Source organism: Pseudomonas sp. TWI923, assembly GCF_039673365.1.
Taxonomy (GTDB): domain Bacteria; phylum Pseudomonadota; class Gammaproteobacteria; order Pseudomonadales; family Pseudomonadaceae; genus Aquipseudomonas; species Aquipseudomonas sichuanensis.
Genome location: NZ_JBDJLM010000024.1, coordinates 1 through 22,802, shown reverse-complemented (window position 1 = coordinate 22,802; position 22,802 = coordinate 1). Strand labels below are relative to the sequence as shown.

General features: G+C 69.5%; 4 protein-coding genes. All 4 read left to right on the top strand.

Going from position 1 to position 22,802, the window contains the following annotated elements:
• Nucleotides 1-42 precede the first annotated feature (42 nt).
• Nucleotides 43-1,119 carry a TauD/TfdA family dioxygenase gene (locus ABE459_RS12040; RefSeq protein WP_323831143.1) on the top strand — a complete coding sequence of 359 codons (1,077 nt, stop codon included), beginning with the start codon at nucleotides 43-45 and terminating at the stop codon, nucleotides 1,117-1,119.
• On the top strand, nucleotides 1,116-4,160 hold the full coding sequence (locus ABE459_RS12035) for an amino acid adenylation domain-containing protein (protein ID WP_323831142.1): 3,045 nt from the start codon (nucleotides 1,116-1,118) through the stop codon (nucleotides 4,158-4,160). The genes ABE459_RS12040 and ABE459_RS12035 overlap by 4 nt, the downstream gene beginning before the upstream one ends.
• On the top strand, nucleotides 4,157-11,992 hold the full coding sequence (locus tag ABE459_RS12030) for a non-ribosomal peptide synthetase (RefSeq protein ID WP_323831141.1): 7,836 nt from the start codon (nucleotides 4,157-4,159) through the stop codon (nucleotides 11,990-11,992). The genes ABE459_RS12035 and ABE459_RS12030 overlap by 4 nt, the downstream gene beginning before the upstream one ends.
• Before the next feature lie 13 nt (nucleotides 11,993-12,005).
• A partial coding sequence (locus ABE459_RS12025) for an amino acid adenylation domain-containing protein (RefSeq protein ID WP_346648035.1) occupies nucleotides 12,006-22,802 on the top strand: 10,797 nt, incomplete at its 3' end.

The window sequence follows — 22,802 nt, the reverse complement described above, 5'->3', positions numbered from 1 at the left end:
GGTGGCCGCTGGGCCGCCGGCTTTACCGAACGGGAGATGGAAATGTCCAACAGCGAGGCGCAAGCCATTCCGGTATTGGCCAAGGGGCGGCGCAAGAGTTTGAGCATGGACCACGACAGCCTCGTGGCCTTTTCGCCAATGTTCGAAGGCCACAGCCTGCCGTTGCTGTGCACGCCCAAGGTGGCGGGCATCAACCTGGCCGAATGGGCCGGGCAGAACCGTGCGCTGATCGAAAGCAAGCTGGACCAGCACGCCACCATCCTGTTCCGCGGCTTCGCCGTGCAGGACATCGGCGAGTTCAACCAGTGCGTCGATGCGATTTCCGGCGGTGCCCTGGAGTACCTGTTCCGCGCCTCGCCGCGCACCCAGATCACCCGCAAGCACAATGTCTACAGCTCGACCGACTACCCGGCGGTGGAGAAGATCTTCCCGCACAACGAGCACTCCTATTCGCCGGTGTTCCCGCTGCACCTGTATTTCTACTGCGACCTGCCGTCGCCCACCGGCGGTGAAACCCCGTTCGGCGATACCCGGCTGATCCTGCCGCGCATTGACGCCGAGGTGCGCGATGCCTTCGTGCGCAAGGGCGGCGTGCTGTACGTGCGCAACTACGGCGACGGCATGGGCCTGCCCTGGCAGACCGTGTTCCAGACCGAAAACCGCGCCGAGGTCGAGGCCTACTGCGCGAAGATCGGCGTGGAGCCCGAGTGGAAATCCGGCAACCGCCTGCGCACCCGCCAGAAAGGCCCGGCAATGGTCCGCCACCCGCGCACCGGTGAATCCGTGTGGTTCAACCACGCCACCTTTTTCAACGCCCTGACCCTGCCTGAGAGCATCCGCGACAGCCTGCGCGCCGAGTTCGCCGACGACGAACTGCCGCAGAACACCTTCTACGGCGACGGCAGCCCGATCCCCGAGGATCACATCCGCCACCTGCAGCAGATCTACCGCGACGTCATGGTCGAGTTCCCCTGGCAGAAGGGCGACGTGGTGATCCTCGACAACATCCTCACCATCCACGCGCGCAACGGTTACACCGGCCCGCGAAAGATCCTCACGGCCATGGCCATTCCCCTGAAAAGCAGCGAAGTGGCACTGGGCCAAGGAGTTCAAGCATGACCGCAAGCAACGCAGAAATTTTCCAGACCTCGGCGCAACAGGCGCATCTGCTCCAGGCCAGCGGCGGCCAGGCGCTGGCTGCGCGGCTGTGGCTGCAACTGCACGCCGAGCCCTCCCTCGAGGCGCTGCGGCAGGCCCTGGCCGAGCTGTGCGAGCGTCACGAAATCCTGCGCACCCGCTACGTGCAAGTGCCGGGCCTGAAACACCCGGCGCAGGAAATTCACGCTCAGGTGAACCTGCGCGTGCGTCACGCCGCCTCGGCCGAGCAGGCCCGCCTGCAGGTGGCCGAAGACCTCGGCCAGGCCCCGCTGGCCGCAAGCCTCGAGGGCCGCAACCTGCTGCTGGGCGTGGCACTGGCCAGTGCCGACCCGGCCGCCTTGCGCCTGCTGGGTGATGAGCTGCAAGCCTTGCTGCGCGGTGAAGCGCTGGCCGAGTTCGATGCCCTGCAATACGCCGACTACGCCGCCTGGCAGGGCGACCTGGCCCAGGAAAGCATCGGCCAGCAAGGGCGTGCGTTCTGGCGTGGCCTGCTGGCCGAGCAGGCGCGCCCCGTTGCCTTGCCGTTCGAGCGCCGGGTGGCGCTGGCCGAGGCGCCGTGCGTCGAGCAACTGGCCAACCCCGTGGCTGACGCCTTGGCCAAGCTGGCCGAGGCGGGGCGGATCAGCACCGACGAAGCCCTGGCGGTAGTGTGGGCCGCGTTCCTGGTTGAGCTGGGGCAGCCCGCCAGCGTGGTGCTGGGGCTGGAGGTCAGCGGGCGCAACGAACAGCTCGAACAGACCGTCGGCCACTTCGCCCGCCAGCTGCCGCTGGTGCTGGCGCTCGACAGCAGCCGAGGCCTGGGCGAGCAACTGCCGGGTTTGCTCGGGCAGTTGCGCCAGGGCCTGTCCTGGCTCGACTGCCTGGACGAAACCGACCTGGGCGAAGCCCTGCTGCCGGCCTTCGCCTGTGGCTATCGCGCCGAGGCCGCGCAGCTGGAGCAGGACTGGCCGCTGGGGCAGAAGCTGCTGTTGCGCGCCGAACAGCGCGGGCAGGGCCTGGCCCTGCGCCTGGTCAGCCCGGCACGGGTATTCGATGCCGCCCAGTTGCAGGCGTGGCTGGCGCAGTTCGCCCAGTTTGCCGTGCAGGTGGCCGCCAACCTCGACCAGCCGCTGAGCCAGTTGAACGGTGTCGATAGCGCCCAGACCGAGCAGTTGCTGCAACGCTTCGACCGCAGCGCCGAGCGGGTAGAGCTGCCTGGTGAAACCCTGCACGGGCTGTTCGAGCAGGCCGCCAAGGCCACCCCAGGGCATACCGCCCTGCAAGTCGGCGCACAGGCGCTGGACTACGCCAGCCTCGACCAGCGCGCCAACGGCCTGGCCCAGGCGCTGCGCGAGCGCGGTGTCGGCCCCGACAGCGTGGTGGCGGTGTACGGCGAGCGTTCGGTGGAAATCGTCGTGACCCTGCTGGCCATTCTCAAGGCGGGTGGCGCCTACCTGCCGCTGGACCCCAGCTACCCGGCCGAGCGCCTGGCGTTCATGCTGCACGACGCCCGCGCCCAGTGCCTGATCACCCTGCGCCCCCTGGCCGACGGCATCGAGGTGCCCGACGGCGTTACCCGCCTGGCCCTCGAACAGGGCTTGCCGGCCGCCCAGGCACAGGCCCCGGCCGTGGCGCTCGCCCCCGGCAACCTGGCCTACGTGATCTATACCTCCGGCTCCACCGGCAAGCCCAAGGGCGTGATGATCAGCCATGCCAACGCCTGTGCCTCGACCCGCGCCCGTGGCGAGTTCTACCGGGCCCCGCTGCGGCGCTTCCTGATGCTGTCGTCGTTCTCGTTCGACAGCTCGGTGGCGGGGATCTTCTGGACCCTCGGCCAGAGCGGCACCCTGTACCTGCCCGAAGAGCAGATGCACAAGGACCCGGCGCGCCTGGCGCAGCTGATCGGCGAGCAGGGCATCAGCCATTTCCTGGCCCTGCCGTCGTTCTACGCGCAGATCCTCGAACACCTGCAGCAGCCCGCGCTGGCCTGTGTGATTGTCGCCGGCGAAGCTTGCCCGCTGGAGCTGCCGGCGCGGCATGCCGAACGCCTGCCGCAAACCTTGCTGGTCAACGAGTACGGCCCGTCGGAGAGCTCGGTGTGGTGCTCGGCGCATGCCATGCAAGCCCTGCCGGCGTATGAGCGGGTGTCGATCGGTGGCGCCATTGCCGGCACCCGCCTGCGGGTGCTCGATGAACAAGGCGAACTGGTCGGCTTCGGCCGTGAGGGCGAGCTTTACGTGGGTGGGCCGGGCCTGGCCCGTGGTTACCTGCAGCGCCCTGGGCTGACCGCCAGCCGCTTCGTGCCCGACCCGTTTGCCACGGTACCCGGCCAGCGCCTGTACCGCACCGGCGACCGGGTCAGCCCCGGCGTCGAAGGTACCCTGGACTACCTCGGGCGCCTGGACTTCCAGCTCAAGCTGCGCGGCTTCCGCGTGGAACTGGGCGAAATCGAAGCGCGCCTCGCCCAGCAGCCCGAGGTGCGCGAAGCCGCCGTGGTGGTGCGCGAGACGGGCGCCGGCGCGCAGCTGGCGGCCTTCGCCACCCTGCGTGACCCGGCCAGCGCCAGCGGCCTGGAAAACCGCCTGCTGGAGCGCCTGCGCGAGCAGATGCCCGAGTACATGGTGCCGGCCTTCCTGCGCGTGCTCGACCGCTTGCCGCTGACCCCCAATGGCAAGCTCGACCGCACCGCGCTCGCCGCCCTGCAAGCCCAGGGCAGCGCCTACCAGGCGCCGCGCAACGAACTGGAGCAGACCCTGGCGCAGATCTGGCAGGAGGCGTTGCAGCTGGAACAGGTGGGCGTGCACGACAACTTCTTCGCCCTGGGCGGCCACTCGCTGCTGGCCACGCGCATCCGCTCCCAGGTGCAGGAGCGCCTGAACCTGGACCTGCCGCTGCGGGTGTTCTTCGAAGGTGAAACCGTGGCCTTGCTGGCCGAGCAGGTCGAGCGACATCGCGGCTCGGGCGTCAGCGAGGACAAGGCCGACGCCCTCGAAGCCCTGTTCGATGCGGTGGAGGACGTATGACCGCGCTGTCCGATCGCATGCAGGGGCTGGCCAAGCGCTTCGCCGCGTTGCCAGCCGAAGAGCGCCAGGTGTTGCAAGGGCGCATGCGCGAGCAGGGCCTGGCCTTCGATCTGCTGCCCATCCCACCCCGAGACAACCTCGACGAATTGGTGCAGGCCTCGTTCTCCCAGCAGCGCCTGTGGTTGCTGTGGCAGCTCGACCCGCAGTCCACGGCCTACAACCAGCCGGCGCTGCTCAGCGTGCGCGGGGCGTTCGACGCCCAGCGCCTGGAGCGCAGCCTGCAGGCCCTGGTGCAGCGCCATGAGGCGCTGCGCACCAACTTCCGCCAGGACGAGCAACAGGTCCTGCAAGTGCTGCACAGCCACCGCGCCTTCAGCCTGCAGCACCAGGACCTGCGCGGCAGCAGCCCGGCGCAGCTGGAGCAGGTGGCTGAGGCGCTGACCGCGCAGCCGTTCGACCTCGAACACGACCTGCTACTGCGCGCCACCTTGCTGCACACCGGCGAGCAGCAGTGGGTGCTGGTGTTCTGCACCCACCACATCGTCACCGACGCCTGGTCGATGCCGATCCTGATCGAAGAGGTGCTGCGCCATTACCAGGCGCAGGCGCCGGCGCCTGCCTTGCCGATCCAGTACGCCGACCACGCCCGCTGGCAGCGCCTGTGGCTGGAGGCCGGCGAGGCCGAGCGCCAGCTCGGCTACTGGCGCGAGCGCCTGGGCGTGGCCGAAGACAGCCTCGAACTGCCCGCCGACCATCCGCGCCCGGCGCGGCGCAGCGGCCGTGGCGCGCGGCTGGCCATCGAGCTGCCGGCGGGGCAGGGCGAGGCGGTCCGGCAACTGGCCGCGGCCAACGGCTGCACGCCGTTCATGGTGCTGCTGGCGACCTTGCAGGTGCTGCTGATGCGTTACAGCGCCAGCGAGGTGATCCGCGTCGGCACGCCGATCGCCAACCGTACCCGCGCCGAGGTCGAGGGGCTGATCGGCTTCTTCGTCAACACCCAGGTGTTGCAGGTGGAGCTCGATGGCCGCCACAGCTTCGTCGAGGTGCTGGCCCAGGTGCGCCAGCGCGTGCTCGAAGCCCAGGCCAACCAGGACCTGCCGTTCGAGCACCTGGTCGATGCCCTGCAACCCCAGCGCAGCCTGGACCGCACCCCGCTGTTCCAGGTGCTGTTCAATCACCAGGTCGCGACCCGCCAGGGCAACCGCTGGCAATTGCCGGGCGTCGAGCTGGCGCCGCTGGAAATCACCCGCGAATCCGCGCGCTTCGACCTGGCGCTGAACACCGAAGAGCAGGGCGAGCGCCTCAGCGCCTCGCTGCTGTATGCCACCGACCTGTTCGAGGCCCGCACCATCGAGCGCCTCGGCCAGCACTGGGCGCAGCTGCTGGGCGCCGCACTGGCGGAGCCTGCGCGGGCCATCGAAACCCTGCCGCTGGGGCCGCTTGCCCAAACCAGCGAGGCAGATGCGACAGTACGCGGCCCGTGGCTGCACCAGCGCTTCGCGGCCCAGGCCGCCGCGCATCCGCAGCGTATTGCCCTGGTTGAAGGTGCGCGCTCGCTGACTTACGCCGCCCTCGAGGCCAAAGCCAACCAGTTGGCCCGCCGCCTGATCGACAGCGGTGTGGCCCCGCGCACGCAGGTGGCGCTGTGCGCCGAGCGTCGCCTGGAAACCCTGGTGGGCCTGCTGGCCGTGCTCAAGGCCGGCGCCTGCTACGTCGCCCTCGACCCGCAGTACCCGCGCCAACGGCTGGAGCAGATGCTCGCCGACAGTGGCGCCGCTCACCTCCTGGCGCCCAGCGACCAGGCCGAACGCTTCAGCGGCTTCACCGACGTGACGCTGCACCTGCTGGACGATGCCAGCGGCCCGCTCGACGCCCCGTGCGCCGCGCCGACCTTGAACATGTTGGGCGGCGACCTGGCCTATGTGATCTTCACCTCCGGCTCCACCGGCAAGCCCAAGGCCGTCGGCGTCAGCCAGGCGGCACTGGCCAACTACCTGGACGGCATCGAACAGCGCCTGCCCCTGGGCCAGGTGCAGAGCATGGCGCTGGTCTCCACCCTGGCTGCCGACCTTGGCCATACCGTGCTGTTCGGCGCCTTGGCCGGCGGCCGCACCCTGCACCTGATCGATCCCGACACCGCGGTCGATGGCCAGGCCTTCGCCGCCTACATGCAGCAGCATGGCGTCGATGCGCTGAAGATCGTGCCGTCGCACCTGGGCGCGCTGCTGGGCAGCGACAACCATGGCGTGCTGCCGCGCCGTTGTCTGGTGCTGGGCGGCGAAGCCAGCCCGCCGGCCTTGCTGCAACGTATCCGCGCTCTGGCGCCGGGCTGCGCCCTGGTCAACCACTATGGGCCGACCGAAACCACGGTGGGCGTGTTCACCTGCCTGCTCGATGACCTGGGCAGCGTCGCGCCGCTCGGCGCGCCGCTGCCCAACCTGCGCGCGCAGGTGCTCGATGGCGCCTTGCAGCAGGCGCCGCTGGGCAGCCAGGGCGAGTTGTACCTGGGCGGCGCGGGCCTGGCCCGTGGCTATCTGGGCCAGCCCGGGCTGACAGCCGAGCGCTTTGTCCCCGACCCGTTCGGCGACGGCCAGCGCCTGTACCGCACCGGCGACCGCGTGCGCCAGCGCGCCGATGATCAGTTGCAGTACCTGGGCCGTGGCGACCAGCAGTTGAAGATTCGCGGTTACCGGGTCGAGCCCGGCGAAATCGAACAGCAACTGTTGGCCCATGGCGACGTGAACGAGTGCGTGGTCAGCGGCCAACCCGGTGCCAATGGCACCCAGCTGGTGGCGTACGTGGTACTGGCGGCCGACGCAACGCTGCAGGCCGACAGCCTCAAGGCTTATCTGCGCGAACGGCTCTCGGCCCACCAGGTGCCGGCCCATGTGCTGGCGCTGGCGGCATTGCCGTTGACCGCCAACGGCAAGCTTGACCGCCGGGCCCTGCCGCAACCGCAGGCGCAGGCGGGCAGCACGCCCGCAACCCAGGGCGACGAGCGCCAGCAACGCATCGCCGCGCTGTGGCGCGAGGTGCTGCGCAGCCCGCAGATCGGCCTGGACGACAACTTCTTCGAGCTGGGCGGCGACTCCATCGTCGCCATCCAGCTGGTCAGCCGCGCGCGCGCTGCCGGCATTGCCTTCAGCGCCAGGGATGTGTTCGAACACCAGACCGTGCGCAGCCTGGCGGCCCGTGCCGGGTTCGACCAGCTGCAAACGCTGGTCGAGCAGCCCGCCGCCGAGGGGCCGTGCCTGTTGTTGCCGATCCAGCAGGCGTTCTTTGCCGCCGACCCGGTCGAGCGCCATCACTGGAACCAGTCGTTGCTGTTGCAGCCGCGCCAGCCACTGGACGCTGCCGTGCTGGAGCAGGCGCTGCTGCAGCTGTGGCGCCACCATGACGTGCTGCGCAGCTGCTTCACCCAGGGCGCGCAGGGCTGGCAGGCGCATATCCCGGCCGCCGATGAACCGCCGGCCGCGCTGCTGTGGCAGCGCCACTGCGCCACGCTCGAGGAGCTGGACCCGCTGCTGAACCAGGCCCAGCGCAGCTTCGACCTGGCCCGTGGCGATGTGCTGCGCGGTGTGCTGGCAACCCTGCCCGACGGCAGCCAGCGGCTGCTGCTGAGCGCCCACCACCTGGTGGTGGACGGGGTGTCCTGGCGCATCCTGCTGGAAGACCTGCAGGCCTGCCATGACGCCCTGCAGGCCGGTGCGCAGCCACGCCTGCCGGCACGCAGCAGTTCGGTGCAGCGCTGGGGCCAGGCACTGGCCGACTGGGCGCAAGCCGAGCCGCAGCGCGCCACCTTGGATTACTGGGCGGCGCAGTTGCCGCAGCACGACCAGGACCTGCCGCAGATGCTCAGCCGCGAACCTGCGCGCAGCGCCGACCGCCAGGTCGCCGTCACGCGCCTGGATGCGCGCCTGACCAGTGGGCTGTTGCAGGGCGCTTCGGCGGCCTACCGCACCCAGGTCAATGACCTGCTGCTGGCCGCCCTGGCCCGGGTACTGTGCCGCTGGACCGGCGAAGCGTCGGTCAGCGTGCAGCTCGAAGGCCATGGCCGCGAGGACCTTGGCGCTGACCTGGACCTGTCGCGCACCCTGGGCTGGTTCACCAGCCTGTTCCCGGTGCGCCTGCAACCCGCCGCCGACCCGGCGGCGACCATCAAGCAGGTCAAGGAGCAACTGCGTGCGGTGCCCGACCGTGGCCTGGGCTTCGCCGCCCTCAAGTACCTGGGGGCCGCCGAAGACCGCGCGCGCCTGCAGGGCCTGCCGCTGCCGCGCATCACCTTCAACTACCTGGGGCAGGTGGACGCCACCTTCAACGAACAGGCGCTGCTGCGCCCGGCCCCCGAGGGCAAGGGCGACGAGCGCAGCCCCGAGGCGCTGCTGGGCAACTGGCTGACCCTCAGTGGCCAGGTGTACCAGGGCGTGCTGGCCCTGGAGTGGAGTTTCAGCGGGCAAATGTTCCAGCCCGAGACCATCCAGCGCCTGGCCGATGCCTATGCCGTCGAGCTGGGCGAGCTGGTGGAGCATTGCCTGGCGCCTTCGGCCGGTGCGCTGACGCCGTCGGATGTGCCGTTGGCCGGGCTCGACCAGGCCGCCCTCGACGGCCTGGCGTTGACTGCACGGGAGGTGGCGGACCTGTATCCGTTGTCGCCGATGCAGCAAGGCATGCTGTTCCATTCGCTGTACCAGGCCGAGGCCGGCGCCTATATCAACCAGCTGCACGTCGAGATCGGCGGGCTGGATGTCGCGCGCCTGCGCATGGCCTGGGAGCAGACCGTGCAGGCCCACGACATCCTGCGCAGTGCTTTCCTCTGGGGCGATGAGCAGACCGAGCCGTTGCAGGTGGTGCAGCGCCAGGTGCCGTCGCCGCTGCAGGAAATCGACTGGCGGGCGAAATCCGACCTGCCGGCCGCCCTCCAGGCGCTGTACGCCGAGCAGCGCAGCACGCCGTTCGACCTCGGGCGTGCGCCGCTGCTGCGGGTGTGTCTGGTACAGGTGGCAGCGGAGCGCCATGTGATGGTGTACACCCACCACCACATCCTCATGGACGGCTGGAGCAGCGCCCAGGTAATGGGCGAGGTGATGCAGCGCTACCACGGTGCGCTGCCGGCCCAGGCGCCACAGCCGCTACGTGACTACATTCGCTGGTTGCAAGCCCAGGATCCGGCCAGTGCCGAAGCCTTCTGGCGCGAGCAGTTGGCCGGGCTGCCGGCGCCGACCCGCCTGCTGGACTGCCTGCCGGGCGCGCAGGCCGGGCAAGGCGGCATGGCCAACGTCGACCGCACCCTGGACGTTGCCCAGACGCAACGCCTGGAAGCCTTTGCCCGCGCCCAGCGGGTGACGCTCAACACCCTGGTGCAGGGCGCCTGGGCATTGTTGCTGCAACGCCTGGCCGGGCAGCAGGCGGTGTGCTTCGGCGTCACCGTGTCTGGGCGGCCGGCGCAGTTGCCGGGCATCGAGCAGCAGATCGGGCTGTTCATCAACACCCTGCCGATGCTCGCAAACCCGGCGCCCGGGCAGGCCCTGGGCGAATGGCTGCGGACCTTGCAGGCCGGCAACCTGGCCATGCGCGAGTACGAGCACACCCCGCTGTATGACATCCAGCGCTGGGTGGGGCAGGGCGGCGAGGCGTTGTTCGACCACATCCTGGTGTTCGAGAACTTCCCCATGGCCGAGGCCCTGCAAGAGGCCGGTGGCGCCTTGAGTTTCGGTGAGGTTCACCAGCACGAGCGCACCAGCTACCCGCTGACCATCGCCGCCGGCGTTGGCCAGACCCTGCAACTGCAAATGAGCCACGACCTGGCGGTGCTGCCTGCGGCCGTGGTCGAGGGCCTGGCCGAACAGCTGTGCAACCTGCTGTTGGCCATGCCGGCGGCTGCCGACTGCGCGGTCGCCGAACTGCCCGTGCTGGGCCTGGTGCAGAACGAAGCACGGCTGCGCCATGAGCGCGCCCGGGTCGACGACTGCGCCGCCTTGGTGCCGGTGCACCTGCGCCTGCAGGCCCAGGCGTTGGCGCAACCCCAGGCCTGCGCGGTGGTGTGCGACGGGCAACAGCTCAGTTATGCCGAGCTGAACCGGCGCGCCAACCGCCTGGCCCATGCCTTGCGCGGGCGCGGCGTAGGCCCCGAGCACCTGGTGGGGATCTGCATGGGCCGCAGTGTCGAGCTGCCGGTGGCGGTGCTGGCCGTGCTAAAGGCCGGCGCCGGCTACGTGCCGCTGGACCCGGACTACCCCCAGGAGCGCCTGCAGGCCATGGTCGAGGACAGCGGTATCAGCCTGTTGCTCGGTGAAGCCGCGCTGCTGCGCGGTCACGCCGACGCCGGGGTGGCCACCCTGGCGCTGGACCAGCCCTTGGCCCAGCTTGCCGGGCAGGATGACGACCCGGCCTGGTCGGGCCTGGTGGACAGCCTGGCCTATGTGATCTTCACCTCCGGCTCCACCGGCCGCCCCAAGGGCGTGGCCCTGACCCACCGGGCGCTGGCCCGGCACACCGAGGCGGCGATCCAGGCCCTGGGGCTGATGGCGAGCGACAAGGTGCTGCAGTTCGCCACCTTCAACTTCGATCCCTTCGTCGAGCAGCTGTTCGCCACCCTGGCGGTGGGGGCCACGCTGGTCATGCGCGGCCAGGCGGTGTGGAGCAGCAGCCAGTTCCGCGACGTGGTCGATACCCAGGGCATCACGGTGGCCGACCTGAGCACCGCGTACTGGGCGACCATCGCCCGCGACCTCGCCGACAGCGGGCCCCATGCCCTGGCGAGCCTGCGCCTGGTGCTGTGCGGCGGCGAGGCGATGCCGGGTAGCGCCGTGCAGGACTGGGCGCGTGCGCTGGGCCGCACGGTGACCTTGCTCAATGCCTATGGCCCGACCGAGGCCACCGTGACCGCCACGCTGCAGGACTGCACGCCGTGGCTGGCCAACCCGCAGGCAGTGCCGGCGGTGCTGCCGATCGGCCAGGCGCTGGCGGGCCGTGCGCTGTACCTGGACGACGGCCAGGGTGGCGCCGCTGCCCAGCAGGGCGCCGGTGAGGTGTGCATCGGTGGCGAGCTGCTCGCCCGTGGCTACCACGGGCGGCCGGGGCTTACCGCCGAACGCTTCGTGCCCGACCCGGACGGTACGCCGGGCAGTCGCCGCTACCGCACCGGCGACCTGGCCTGGCGCGATGCCGAGCAGGTGCTGTGGTACCTGGGCCGTGGCGACGAGCAGGTGAAGATCCGCGGCTTCCGGGTGGAGCCGGCGGAGATCGAGGCCCGCCTGCGCGAGCACGGGCTGGTGCGTGAAGCGCTGGTGCAGGTGCACCAGGGCACCGCTGGCGCGCAGCTGGTCGCCTACCTGGTGCTGGCGGCAGCGGTCGACGATGCCGCGCTCAAGGCCTGGGTCGCCGCCACGCTGCCGGGGTACATGGTGCCGGCCCGCGTGGTGCGCCTGGAGCACATGCCGCTGAGCCCCGCCGGCAAGATCGACCGCCGCGCGCTGCCGGCGCCGGAAGCGGCCGTGAGCGGCCCGCACCGTGCACCGAGCGACGAGCTTGCGCAGCAGGTGGCGGCGATCTGGCAGCAGGTGCTGGAGGTGGAGCGTGTAGGGCTGGACGACAACTTCTTCGAACTGGGCGGGCACTCGCTGCTGGCCACCCAGGTCATCGTCCGCCTGCGCGGGCAAATGGGGGTGGAAGTCAGCCTGGAAAACCTGTTCATGGCGAGCAACCTGGAGGCGTTCTGCGCCCACGTGCGCGGCCTGCGCGACGTGGCGCAGCCCGTCGAAGACGAATTGGCTAAATCTTTGGAGGCACTCAAACGTTTATCAAGCGCAGAGCTTGAAAAGCTGATTTCTTAAAGGAGTGCGGGACGTGCAAGAGTTGATCGGTGCGGTTGGAGCGTTGTCGGCCAAGGAACGGAAGGCCCTGGCCAGGATGCTCAAGGAAAAGGGGATCGACCTCTTTGCTGTCGCACCGGTGTTCAAGCGCGACCCGCAGGCGCCTTTACGTTTGTCTTACGCGCAGCAGCGCCAGTGGTTCCTCTGGCAACTGGACCCGCATAGCGCTGCCTACAACATTCCCACCGCCCTGCGCTTGCAGGGCGAGCTCGATCATGGCGCCCTGCAAGCGGCATTCGATGCCTTGCTGGCGCGCCATGGCGCCTTGCGCACTGGTTTCGTCGAGGACCAGGACCAGGTGCTGCAGTTCATCCGCGAGCCGCAGCCGTTCGCCTTGCCGCTGCAAACCCTGCAACCCTTTGAGGCGCCCCAGGCGCGTATCGAGCAGCTGCTCGGCCAGTGCCTGAACCAGCCGTTCGACCTGCGCCGCGAGCCGCTGCTGCGCGCCGCGTTGCTGCGCACCGGCGAGCGCGAGCACGTGCTGGCCCTGGCCATGCACCACATCGTCTCCGACGGCTGGTCGATGCAGTTGATCGTGCGCGAGCTGATGCAGTGCTACGCAGCGTTCAGCCGCGGCGAGCAGCCGGTATTGGCGCCGTTGGCCATCGACTACGCCGACTATGCCGCGTGGCAGCGCGAGTGGATGGAGGCCGGCGAGCGCGAGCGCCAGCTGGCCTACTGGGTCGAGCAACTGGGCCGCGAGGCGCAGGTGCTGGAATTGCCCACCGACCGCCCACGGCCGCTGCGCCAGTCGTTCCGCGGCGCGCGCCTGGACATCCAGATCGATGCCGGGCTGGCCGAAGGCCTCAAGCAACTGGCCCAGCGCAGCAACGTGACCCTGTTCATGCTGCTGCTGGCCAGCTTCCAGACCCTGCTGCACCGCTACAGCGGGCAAACCGATATCCGTGTCGGTGTGCCGGTGGCCAACCGTACCCGGGTGGAAGTGGAAGGGCTGGTGGGCTTCTTCGCCAACACCCAGGTGCTGGCCGCCAGGTTCGATGCCTGCGACGGCTTTGCCGACCTGCTGGGCCAGGTCAAGGCCCGGGTGCTGGGCGCGCAATCGCACCAGGACCTGCCGTTCGAGCAGTTGGTCGAAGCCTTGGCGCCTGAGCGCACCCTGAGCCACAACCCGCTGTTCCAGGCCATGTTCAACCACCAGGGCAGCAGTGCCGCGCAGGCCCCCGCCGGCGGCGGCCTGGGCCTCACGGCCGAGGTGATCGAGCGCGAGGGCTGCACCGCCCAGGTCGACCTCACCCTGGCCACCGAAGAGCATGCCCAGGGCCTGGCCGCCAGCCTTACCTACGCCACCGACCTGTTCGATGCCGCCAGCGCCGAGCGCATGGCCCAGCACTGGGTCAACCTGCTGCGCGCCGTGGTTGCGGCGCCGCAGGGCAAGCTGGGTGAGCTGGCGATGCTCGGCGCCGACGAGCGTGAGCGTATCGTCGGGCAGTGGAACGCCACCGCCGATGCCAGCTTCCCGCTCGATCAGCCCGTGCAGCGCCTGATCGAAGCCCAAGTGTCGCGTACCCCGGATGCCCCGGCCCTGCAACTGGGCGAAGAGGTGCTCAGCTACGCCCAGCTCAACGCCCGGGCCAACCAGCTGGCGCGCCACCTGGTGCACCTGGGCGTCGGTCCGGACTGCCTGGTGGGCATCGCCCTGGAGCGCAGCGTGGAGATGGTCGTCGGCCTGCTGGCAGTGCTCAAGGCCGGTGGCGCCTACGTGCCGCTGGACCCGGAGTACCCCACCGACCGCCTGGCCTACATGATCGAGGACAGCGGCGTGCAACTGCTGCTGACCAGTGCCGCGCTGCTGGAGCGCCTGCCGGTGCCGGCGGGGGTGAACTGCCTGAGCCTGGATGCCCTGGCCCTCGGCCACCTGGCCGAGGGCGACCTGGGCGTGGCGGTGCAAGGCGAAAACCTCGCCTACATGATCTACACCTCCGGCTCCACCGGCCGCCCCAAGGGCGCGGCCAACCGCCACCGGGCCCTGACCAACCGCCTGTGCTGGATGCAGCAGGCCTATGGCCTGGATGCCAGCGACGCGGTGCTGCAGAAAACCCCGTTCAGCTTCGACGTTTCGGTGTGGGAGTTCTTCTGGCCGCTGATGACGGGCGCACGGCTGGTGCTGGCCCGCCCGGGCGAGCACCGCGACCCGGCGCGCCTGGTGCGCCTGATCAACGACCATGGCATCACCACGCTGCACTTCGTGCCGTCGATGCTCCAGGCGTTCATGCTCGACCCCCAGGCCGGCAGCTGCCAGGGGCTCAAGCGCATCATCTGCAGCGGCGAGGCGCTGGCGCTGGACACCCAGCAGCAGGTGCTGGCCCAGCTTGGCCAGGCCGGCCTGTACAACCTGTACGGCCCGACCGAGGCCGCCATCGACGTTACCCACTGGACCTGCCGCGAGCAGCACCAGCACAGCGTGCCGATCGGTGAGCCGATCGCCAACCTGTCCACCCACATCCTTGACGCCGGCCTCAACCCGGTGGCGGCCGGTGTGGTCGGCGAGCTGTATCTGGGCGGGGAAGGCTTGGCGCGGGGTTACCACCAGCGCCCAGGCCTGACCGCCGAGCGTTTCGTCGCCAGCCCGTTCCGTGCCGGCCAGCGCCTGTATCGCACCGGTGACCTGGCGCGTTATCGCGCCGACGGGGTGATCGAGTACGCCGGGCGCATCGACCATCAGGTCAAGATCCGCGGCCTGCGCATCGAGCTGGGTGAAATCGAGGCGCGCCTGCAAGAGCAGGCGCAGGTGTCCGAATGCGTGGCGATTGCCGGGCAGGGCGCTGCCGGCGTGCAGTTGTTGGCCTACGTGGTGCCCAGCGACCCGGCCATGGCCGGCGCCGAGGCGGCGGTGCAGCGCGCACTGGTCGACCAGCTCAAGGCGGCGCTGGGGCAGAGCATGCCCGACTACATGGTGCCGGCGCACATGATCCTGCTGCCAAGCATGCCGCTGTCGCCCAACGGCAAGCTCGACCGCAAGGCGCTGCCGGCTTTCGACCAGCGTCAGGTGCAAGCGCTGTACCGCGCGCCGGAAACCGAGCGCGAGCGCAGCGTGGCGGCCATCTGGCAGCAGCTGCTGGGCTGCGAGCAGGTGGGCCTGGATGACGACTTCTTTACCCTGGGCGGGCATTCGCTGCTGGCGACCCAGTTGGTCTCCCGCGTGCGTCAGGCGCTGGCTATCGATGTACCGCTGCGGGTGCTGTTCGAACACAGCCAGTTGCAGGCCTTTGTCGGCGCATTGGCGCAAGGCGAGCGCCGCGAGGTGGATGCCATCCCGGCATTGCCGCGGGATACCGGGCTGGCGCTGTCCTATGCCCAGGAGCGCCAGTGGTTCCTCTGGCAGTTGGAGCCGCACAGCACCGCTTATGTGATCCCGATGGTCCTGCAACTGCAGGGCGAACTGGACGTGGCCGCACTGGGTCAGGCGTTCCAGGCGCTGTTCGAGCGCCATGAAAGCTTGCGCACCTGCTTCCAGGAGCAGGACGGCCAGTGCGTCCAGGTGTTCCATGACGGCGTGCGGTTCCCGCTGCCGGTGCAGCACTTGCCTGCCGGTGCCGAGGAGCAGGCGGCCATCGCGGCCTTCGTCGGCGAACAGGTCGGCCGGCCGTTCGACCTGCGCGGCGACCTGCTGATGCGCGCCGCGCTGCTGCAACTGGCGCCGCAGCGCCATGTGCTGGTGGTCACCCAGCACCACATCGTCTCCGATGGCTGGTCGATGCAGGTGATGATCGACGAGTTGCTGCACTGCTACGGTGCCGCCCGCGCCGGGCAGCCGGTGCAGTTGCCGGCGCTGGCGATCCAGTACGCCGACTACGCCGCCTGGCAGCGCCAGTGGATGGACGCTGGCGAGCGTGAGCGCCAGCTGGACTACTGGAAAACCCACCTGGGCACAGCGCCGGTGGTGCTCGAACTGCCTACCGACCATGTGCGCCCGGTGCAGCAGAGCCTGCGCGGTGCGCGCCTGGAAGTGCCGGTGGATGCGGCGCTGCACCAGCGCCTCAAGGCGCTGGCCGAGCAGCAGGGCAGCACCCTGTTCATGTTGCTGCTGGCGGCCTACCAGACCCTGCTGTTCCGCAGCAGCGGCCAGCCGCGCATCCGCGTCGGCGTGCCGATCGCCAACCGCAACCGCCTGGAAACCGAGCGCCTGATCGGCTTCTTCGTCAACACACAGGTGCTGCAGGCCGACCTGCGCGGCGAGGACAGTTTCCTCGACCTGCTGGCGCAGGTGCGCCAGGCCACGCTGGCGGCCCAGGACCACCAGGACCTGCCGTTCGAGCAACTGGTCGATGCCTTGCAGCCCGAGCGCAGCCTGAGCTACAGCCCGCTGTTCCAGGTGATGTTCAACCACCAGGCCGAACATGCCGGCGCCGCTCAGGCGCCACGTGCCCTGGCCGGCCTTGAGGTGCGCAGCCTGGGCTGGTCGGGTGACGACGCCCAGTTCGACCTGACCTTGAGCACCCACGAAAGCCCCGGGCAACTGGCGGCCTCGTTCACCTACGCCACCGACCTGTTCGAGGCGGCGAGCGTGCAGCGCCTGGCCGGCCACTGGCTGGGCCTGCTGGCGCAGATCGTCGAGCGGCCCGAGGCCGCCCTGGGCGAGCTGCGCCTGCTGGACGCCGCCGAACAGGCGCGCCTGGCCAGCTTCAACCCGGCCCGTGAGGCCTATGCAAGCGAACTGTGCATCCATCAACTGATCGACCGCCAGGCGGCCGAGGAGCCCCAGGCGCTGGCCCTGATCGATGGCGAGCGGCGCCTGGACCACGCCTGGCTGCAGGCCCGCGCCAACCGCCTGGCCCACCACCTGGTGGCGTTGGGAGTCGGCCCGGAAGTGCGGGTGGGCGTGGCCATGCCGCGCAACGCCGAGCTGCTGGTGGCCCTGCTGGCGGTGCTCAAGGCCGGTGGCACCTATGTGCCGCTGGACCCGGACTACCCCCGTGACCGCCTGGCCTACATGCTTGAAGACAGCCAGGCCCGCGTGCTGCTGACCCAGGCCGGGGCGCTGGATGGCGTGCCGCTGGAAGGGCTGGCCACGGTGCTGGTCGACGAAGATGACGCGGCCCTGGCCGCTTACCCGCACACCGCGCCAGCGGTGGCGGTACGGCCGGACAACCTGGCCTATGTGATCTACACCTCCGGTTCCACCGGCAAGCCCAAGGGCGTGGCGATTGCCCACCGCAACGTGGCCGCGCTGGTGCACTGGTCGGCCGGGGTCTACCCGCGCGAGGCGATCCATGGCGTGCTGGCCTCGACCTCGGTGTGCTTCGACCTGTCGGTGTGGGAGCTGTTCGTCACCCTGGCCAACGGTGGCCACCTGATCCTGGCGCGCAACGCCCTGGAGCTGGGCAGCCTGCCGGCACGGGCCGAGGTGCGCCTGGTCAACACCGTGCCATCGGCCATTGCCGCGCTGCTGCGTGCCGGTGACATTCCGGCCGGGGTCAAGATCGTCAACCTGGCGGGCGAGCCGCTCAAGCAGGAGCTGGTTGACAGCCTGTACGCGCTGGGCAGCCTGGACCATGTGTACGACCTGTACGGGCCATCGGAAGACACCACCTATTCGACTTACTGCCGCCGCGAGGCCGGTGGGCAGGCCAGCATCGGCCGGCCGCTGTGCAACAGCCAGGGCTACCTGCTGGATGATCAACTGCACCCGGTGCCGGTCGGTGTCGCTGCCGAGCTGTATCTGGCCGGTGACGGGGTGACCCGTGGCTACCTGCTGCGCCCGGGGCTGACCGCCGAGAAGTTCGTGCCCAACCCATCGGGCGCTGCTGGTGAGCGCATGTACCGCACCGGCGACCTGACCCGCTACCGCGAGGACGGCCAGCTGGAATACATCGGCCGGGTTGACCACCAGGTGAAAGTGCGTGGTTTCCGTATCGAGCTGGGCGAGATCGAGACCCGCCTGCAACAGCAGGCCGGCGTGCGCGAGGCGGTGGTGCTGGCGGTGGAAGGTGCCAGCGGTCATCAGCTGGTCGGCTACCTGGTGGCCAATGCCACGCTGGACAGCGAGCAGGTGAAAGCCGCGCTGCGCGAACAACTGCCGGAGTACATGGTGCCGGCGCACCTGCTGCAACTGCCGGCGCTGCCGCTGACCCCCAACGGCAAGCTGGACCGCAAGGCCCTGCCGCTGCCGGACCTGGAGCAGGCGCAGGCCGACTACCAGGCCCCGGCCACTGACCTTGAACAACGCATTGCGGCGATCTGGCAAGACGTGCTCAAGCTGGAGCGCATCGGTGCGCGGGACAACTTCTTCGAGCTGGGCGGCGACTCGATCATCTCGTTGCAGGTGGTGAGCCGGGCACGCCAGGCGGGGATTCACTTCACGCCCAAGCAACTGTTCCAGCACCAGACGGTGCAGGGCTTGGCTGCGGTGGCCAGTGAAGGCGAGGGCGTGGTGCAGGTTGCACAGGGCCGGGTCGAAGGACCGACGGCGCTGCTGCCGATCCACCGGGTGTTCTTCGACGAGGTGCAGGTCGAGCGCCATCACTGGAACCAGTCGGTTCTGCTCAAGCCGCAGCAGCCGTTGGATGCCGCATGCCTGGAACAGGCGCTGGCGGTAGTACTGGAACACCACGATGCGCTGCGTTTGGGCTTCGTGCAGGAGCAAGGCCAGTGGCAGGCGACCTACCACGGCCTGCCTGAAGGCAGCGTGCTGTGGCGCCGCGAGGTGGCCAATGCCGCCGCGCTGGAGGCATTGGGCCGTGAGGCCCAGGCCAGCCTGGACCTGGCCCGTGGCCCGCTGCTGCGGGCGGTACTGGCCGAGTACCAAGGCGAACAACGCCTGCTGCTGGTGATCCATCACCTGGCGGTGGACGGTGTGTCGTGGCGGATCCTCTTCGAAGACCTGCAACAGGCTTATGAGCAAGGCACACAAGCTCAACTGCCAGCGCGCACCAGCAGCGTGCGCGACTGGGCGGGGCAACTGCAGGACTACGCCCGAGGTGAAGCGGCGTCCCAACTGGATTACTGGCAAGCGCAACTGCAGGGTGCCGACACCGACCTGCCGTGCGAACGCCCCGACGGCAGCCTGGCCAACCAGCACGGCCGTTCGGTGGCCACCCAGCTGTCGCGGGAAACCACCCGCAAGCTGCTGCAAGAGGCCCCGGCGGCCTACCGCACCCAGGTCAACGACCTGCTGCTGTGCGCTCTGGCCCGAGTCATCGGGCGTTGGAGCGGGCGTGACGACACGCTGATCCAACTGGAAGGGCATGGCCGCGAGGCGTTGTTCGATGCGCTCGACCTGACCCGCACGGTGGGTTGGTTCACCAGCCTGTTCCCGGTGCGCCTGGGCCGCTGCGAGGCGCTGGGCAGCAACCTGCGCCTGGTCAAGGAGCAACTGCGAGCGATCCCGGACAAAGGCCTGGGCTGGGGCGCGCTGCGCTACCTGGGCGACGAAAGCGTGCAGGCCGACCTGGCAGCGCTGCCGGTGCCGCGCATCACCTTCAACTACCTGGGCCAGTTCGACGGCAGTTTTGCGGCCGAGGACGGCGCGCTGTTCGTGCCGGCCGGCGAGGCCGTGGGCCCGGACCAGAGCCCGTTGGCGGCACTGGGTAACTGGCTGACGCTCAATGGCCAGGTATATGGCGGCGAGTTCAGCATGGGCTGGCGTTTCAGCACGCAGATGTTCGACGAAGCCACCGTGCAACGCCTGGCGGATGACTACGGTCGCGAGCTGGAAGCCCTGGTGGAGCACTGCTGCACCTTGCAGGAGCGCTCGGCGACGCCGTCGGACTTCCCGCTGGCCGGCCTGGACATGGCCGGGCTCGACAGCCTGCCGGTGCCACTGGCGCAGATCGAAGACATCTACCCGCTGTCGCCGATGCAGCAAGGCATGCTGTTCCACACCGTCTACGAGCAAAGCGGCGACTACATCAACCAGATGCGTCTGGAGGTCGAAGGCCTGGAGCCTGCGCGCTTCGCGGCAGCCTGGCAGGCCTGCGTCGATGACCATGACGTACTGCGCAGCAGCTTCCTCTGGCAGGGCCTGGAGCGCCCGCTGCAGGTCATCCGCAAGTCCGTGCGCCTGAACCTGCGCGAGCTCGACTGGCGCGACCGCGACGCCGACACGGCCGCGCTCGACCAACTGGCCGCCGACGAGCGTGCCCAGGGCTTCGACCCGGCCGAACCGCCCTTGCTGCGCCTGTTGCTGGTGCGCCTGGGCGAGCAGCGCCACCACCTGATCTACACCAGCCACCACATCCTCATGGACGGCTGGAGCAACTCGCGCCTGATGGGCGAGGTGCTGCAACGCTACCGTGGCCAGGCCGTGCCGGCCCAGGCGGGGCGTTACCGCGACTACATCGCCTGGCTGGGTGCCCAGGACCCGGCGGCCACCGAGCACTTCTGGCGCGGGCAAGTGGCGGGGTTGCAAGTGCCGACCCGGCTGGCACGGGTATTTGGCGACCTGCCGCAAGGCGAGGGTGGCCAGGTCGAGCTGTACACCGGCCTGGATGCCCAGCAAACCCAAGCCCTGAGCGAATTTGCCCGCCAGCACAAGCTGACCATGAACACCCTGGTGCAGGGTGCCTGGGCCTTGCTGCTGTCGCGTTACACCGGCCAGCAGCACGTGGCCTTCGGTGCCACCGTGGCTGGCCGACCGGCCGAGCTGGTCGGCATCGAGCAGCAACTGGGCCTGTTCATCAACACCCTGCCGGTGGTGGTCGACGTCGAGTCGCAGCAGCCGCTGGGCGAGTGGCTGGCGCAGTTGCAACTGCGCAACCTGGCCTTGCGTGAGCACGAACACACCGCGTTGTTCGATGTGCAGCGCTGGGCGCAGTTGGGCGACAACCTGTTCGACACCTTGCTGGTGTTCGAGAACTTCCCGATCTCCGAAGCCCTGCAGCAGGCCGCGCCGGACAGCCTGCGCTTTGGCGAGGTGCACAACCACGAGCAGACCAACTTCCCGTTGACCCTGATGGTGGTGCATGCCGAAGAGCTGGTACTGCACCTGAGCTTCGACAGCCGCAGCTTCCCCGAGCAAGGCATGCGCCGGCTCGGTGAACAGCTCAGCGGCCTGCTGGCCCGGTTGCCGGCACAGTTCCACCTGCCCCTGGCCGAACTGCCGAGCTTGGAAGCGGCCGAGCAGGCGCGCCTGGCCGGCTTCAACCCGGCCCGTGAAACCTATGCAAGCGAGCAGTGCATCCATCAGCTGATCGAGCGCCAGGCGGCCCAGACGCCTCAGGCACTGGCCCTGATCGATGGCGAGCGGCGCCTGGACCACGCCTGGCTGCAGGCCCGCGCCAACCGCCTGGCCCACCACCTGGTGGCGCTGGGGGTCGGCCCCGAGGTGCGGGTGGGCGTGGCCATGCCGCGCAACGCCGAACTGCTGGTGGCCCTGCTGGCGGTGCTCAAGGCCGGTGGCACCTATGTGCCGCTGGACCCGGACTACCCGCTCGACCGCCTGGCCTACATGCTCGAAGACAGCCAGGCGCGGGTGCTGCTGACCCAGCCGGGTGTGCTCGAAGGCATTTCCCTGGACGGCCTGACCACGGTGCTGGTGGCCGAGGACGACGCGGCGTTGGCGCACTACCCGGCGAGCGCGCCGGTCACCCGGGTGACTGCGCAGAACCTTGCCTACGTGATCTACACCTCCGGCTCCACCGGCAGGCCCAAGGGCGTGGCCATCACCCACCGCAACATCGTGGCCCTGGCGCACTGGTCCGCCAGCATGTACAGCCATGATGAGATCCAGGGCGTGCTGGCCTCGACTTCGGTGTGCTTCGACCTGTCGGTGTGGGAGCTGTTCGTCACCCTGGCCAACGGCGGTTACCTGATCCTGGCGCGCAACGCCCTGGAGCTGGGCAACCTGCCGGCGCGCGCCGAGGTGCGCCTGATCAACACCGTGCCATCGGCCATCGCCGCGCTGCTGCGTGCCGGCGACGTGCCGGCCGAGGTGGACATCGTCAACCTGTGTGGCGAGCCGCTCAAGCAAGGGCTGGTCGACAGCCTGTACGCGCTGGGCACCCTGGACCACGTGTACGACCTGTACGGCCCGTCGGAAGACACCGTCTACTCCACCTTCAGCCGCCGCCTGCAGGGCGGGGTGCCGAGCATCGGCCAGCCGATGTGCAACAGCAGCGCGCTGCTGCTGGACGACCAACTGCAGGCCGCCCCCGTGGGCGTTGCCGCCGAGCTGTACCTGGCCGGTGACGGCCTGGCCCGTGGCTACCTGCTGCGCCCGGGGCTGACTGCCGAGAAATTCGTGCCCAACCCGACAGGTGAGCCTGGCGAGCGCATGTACCGCACCGGCGACCTGACCCGCTACCGCGAGGACGGCCAGCTGGAATACATCGGCCGGGTTGACCACCAGGTGAAAGTGCGTGGTTTCCGTATCGAGCTGGGCGAGATCGAGACCCGCCTGCAACAGCAGGCCGGCGTGCGCGAGGCGGTGGTGCTGGCGGTGGAAGGTGCCAGCGGCCATCAGCTGGTCGGCTACCTGGTGGCCAACGCCACGCTGGACAGCGAGCAGGTGAAAGCCGCGCTGCGCGAACAGCTGCCTGAATACATGGTGCCTGCGCACCTGCTGCAACTGCCGGCGCTGCCGCTGACCCCCAACGGCAAGCTGGACCGCAAGGCCCTGCCGTTGCCGGACCTGGAGCAGGCGCAGGCCGACTACCAAGCCCCGGCCACTGACCTTGAACAACGTATCGCGGCGATCTGGCAGGACGTGCTCAAGCTGGAGCGCATCGGTGCGCGGGACAACTTCTTCGAGCTGGGCGGCGACTCGATCATCTCGTTGCAGGTGGTGAGCCGGGCACGCCAGGCGGGGATTCAC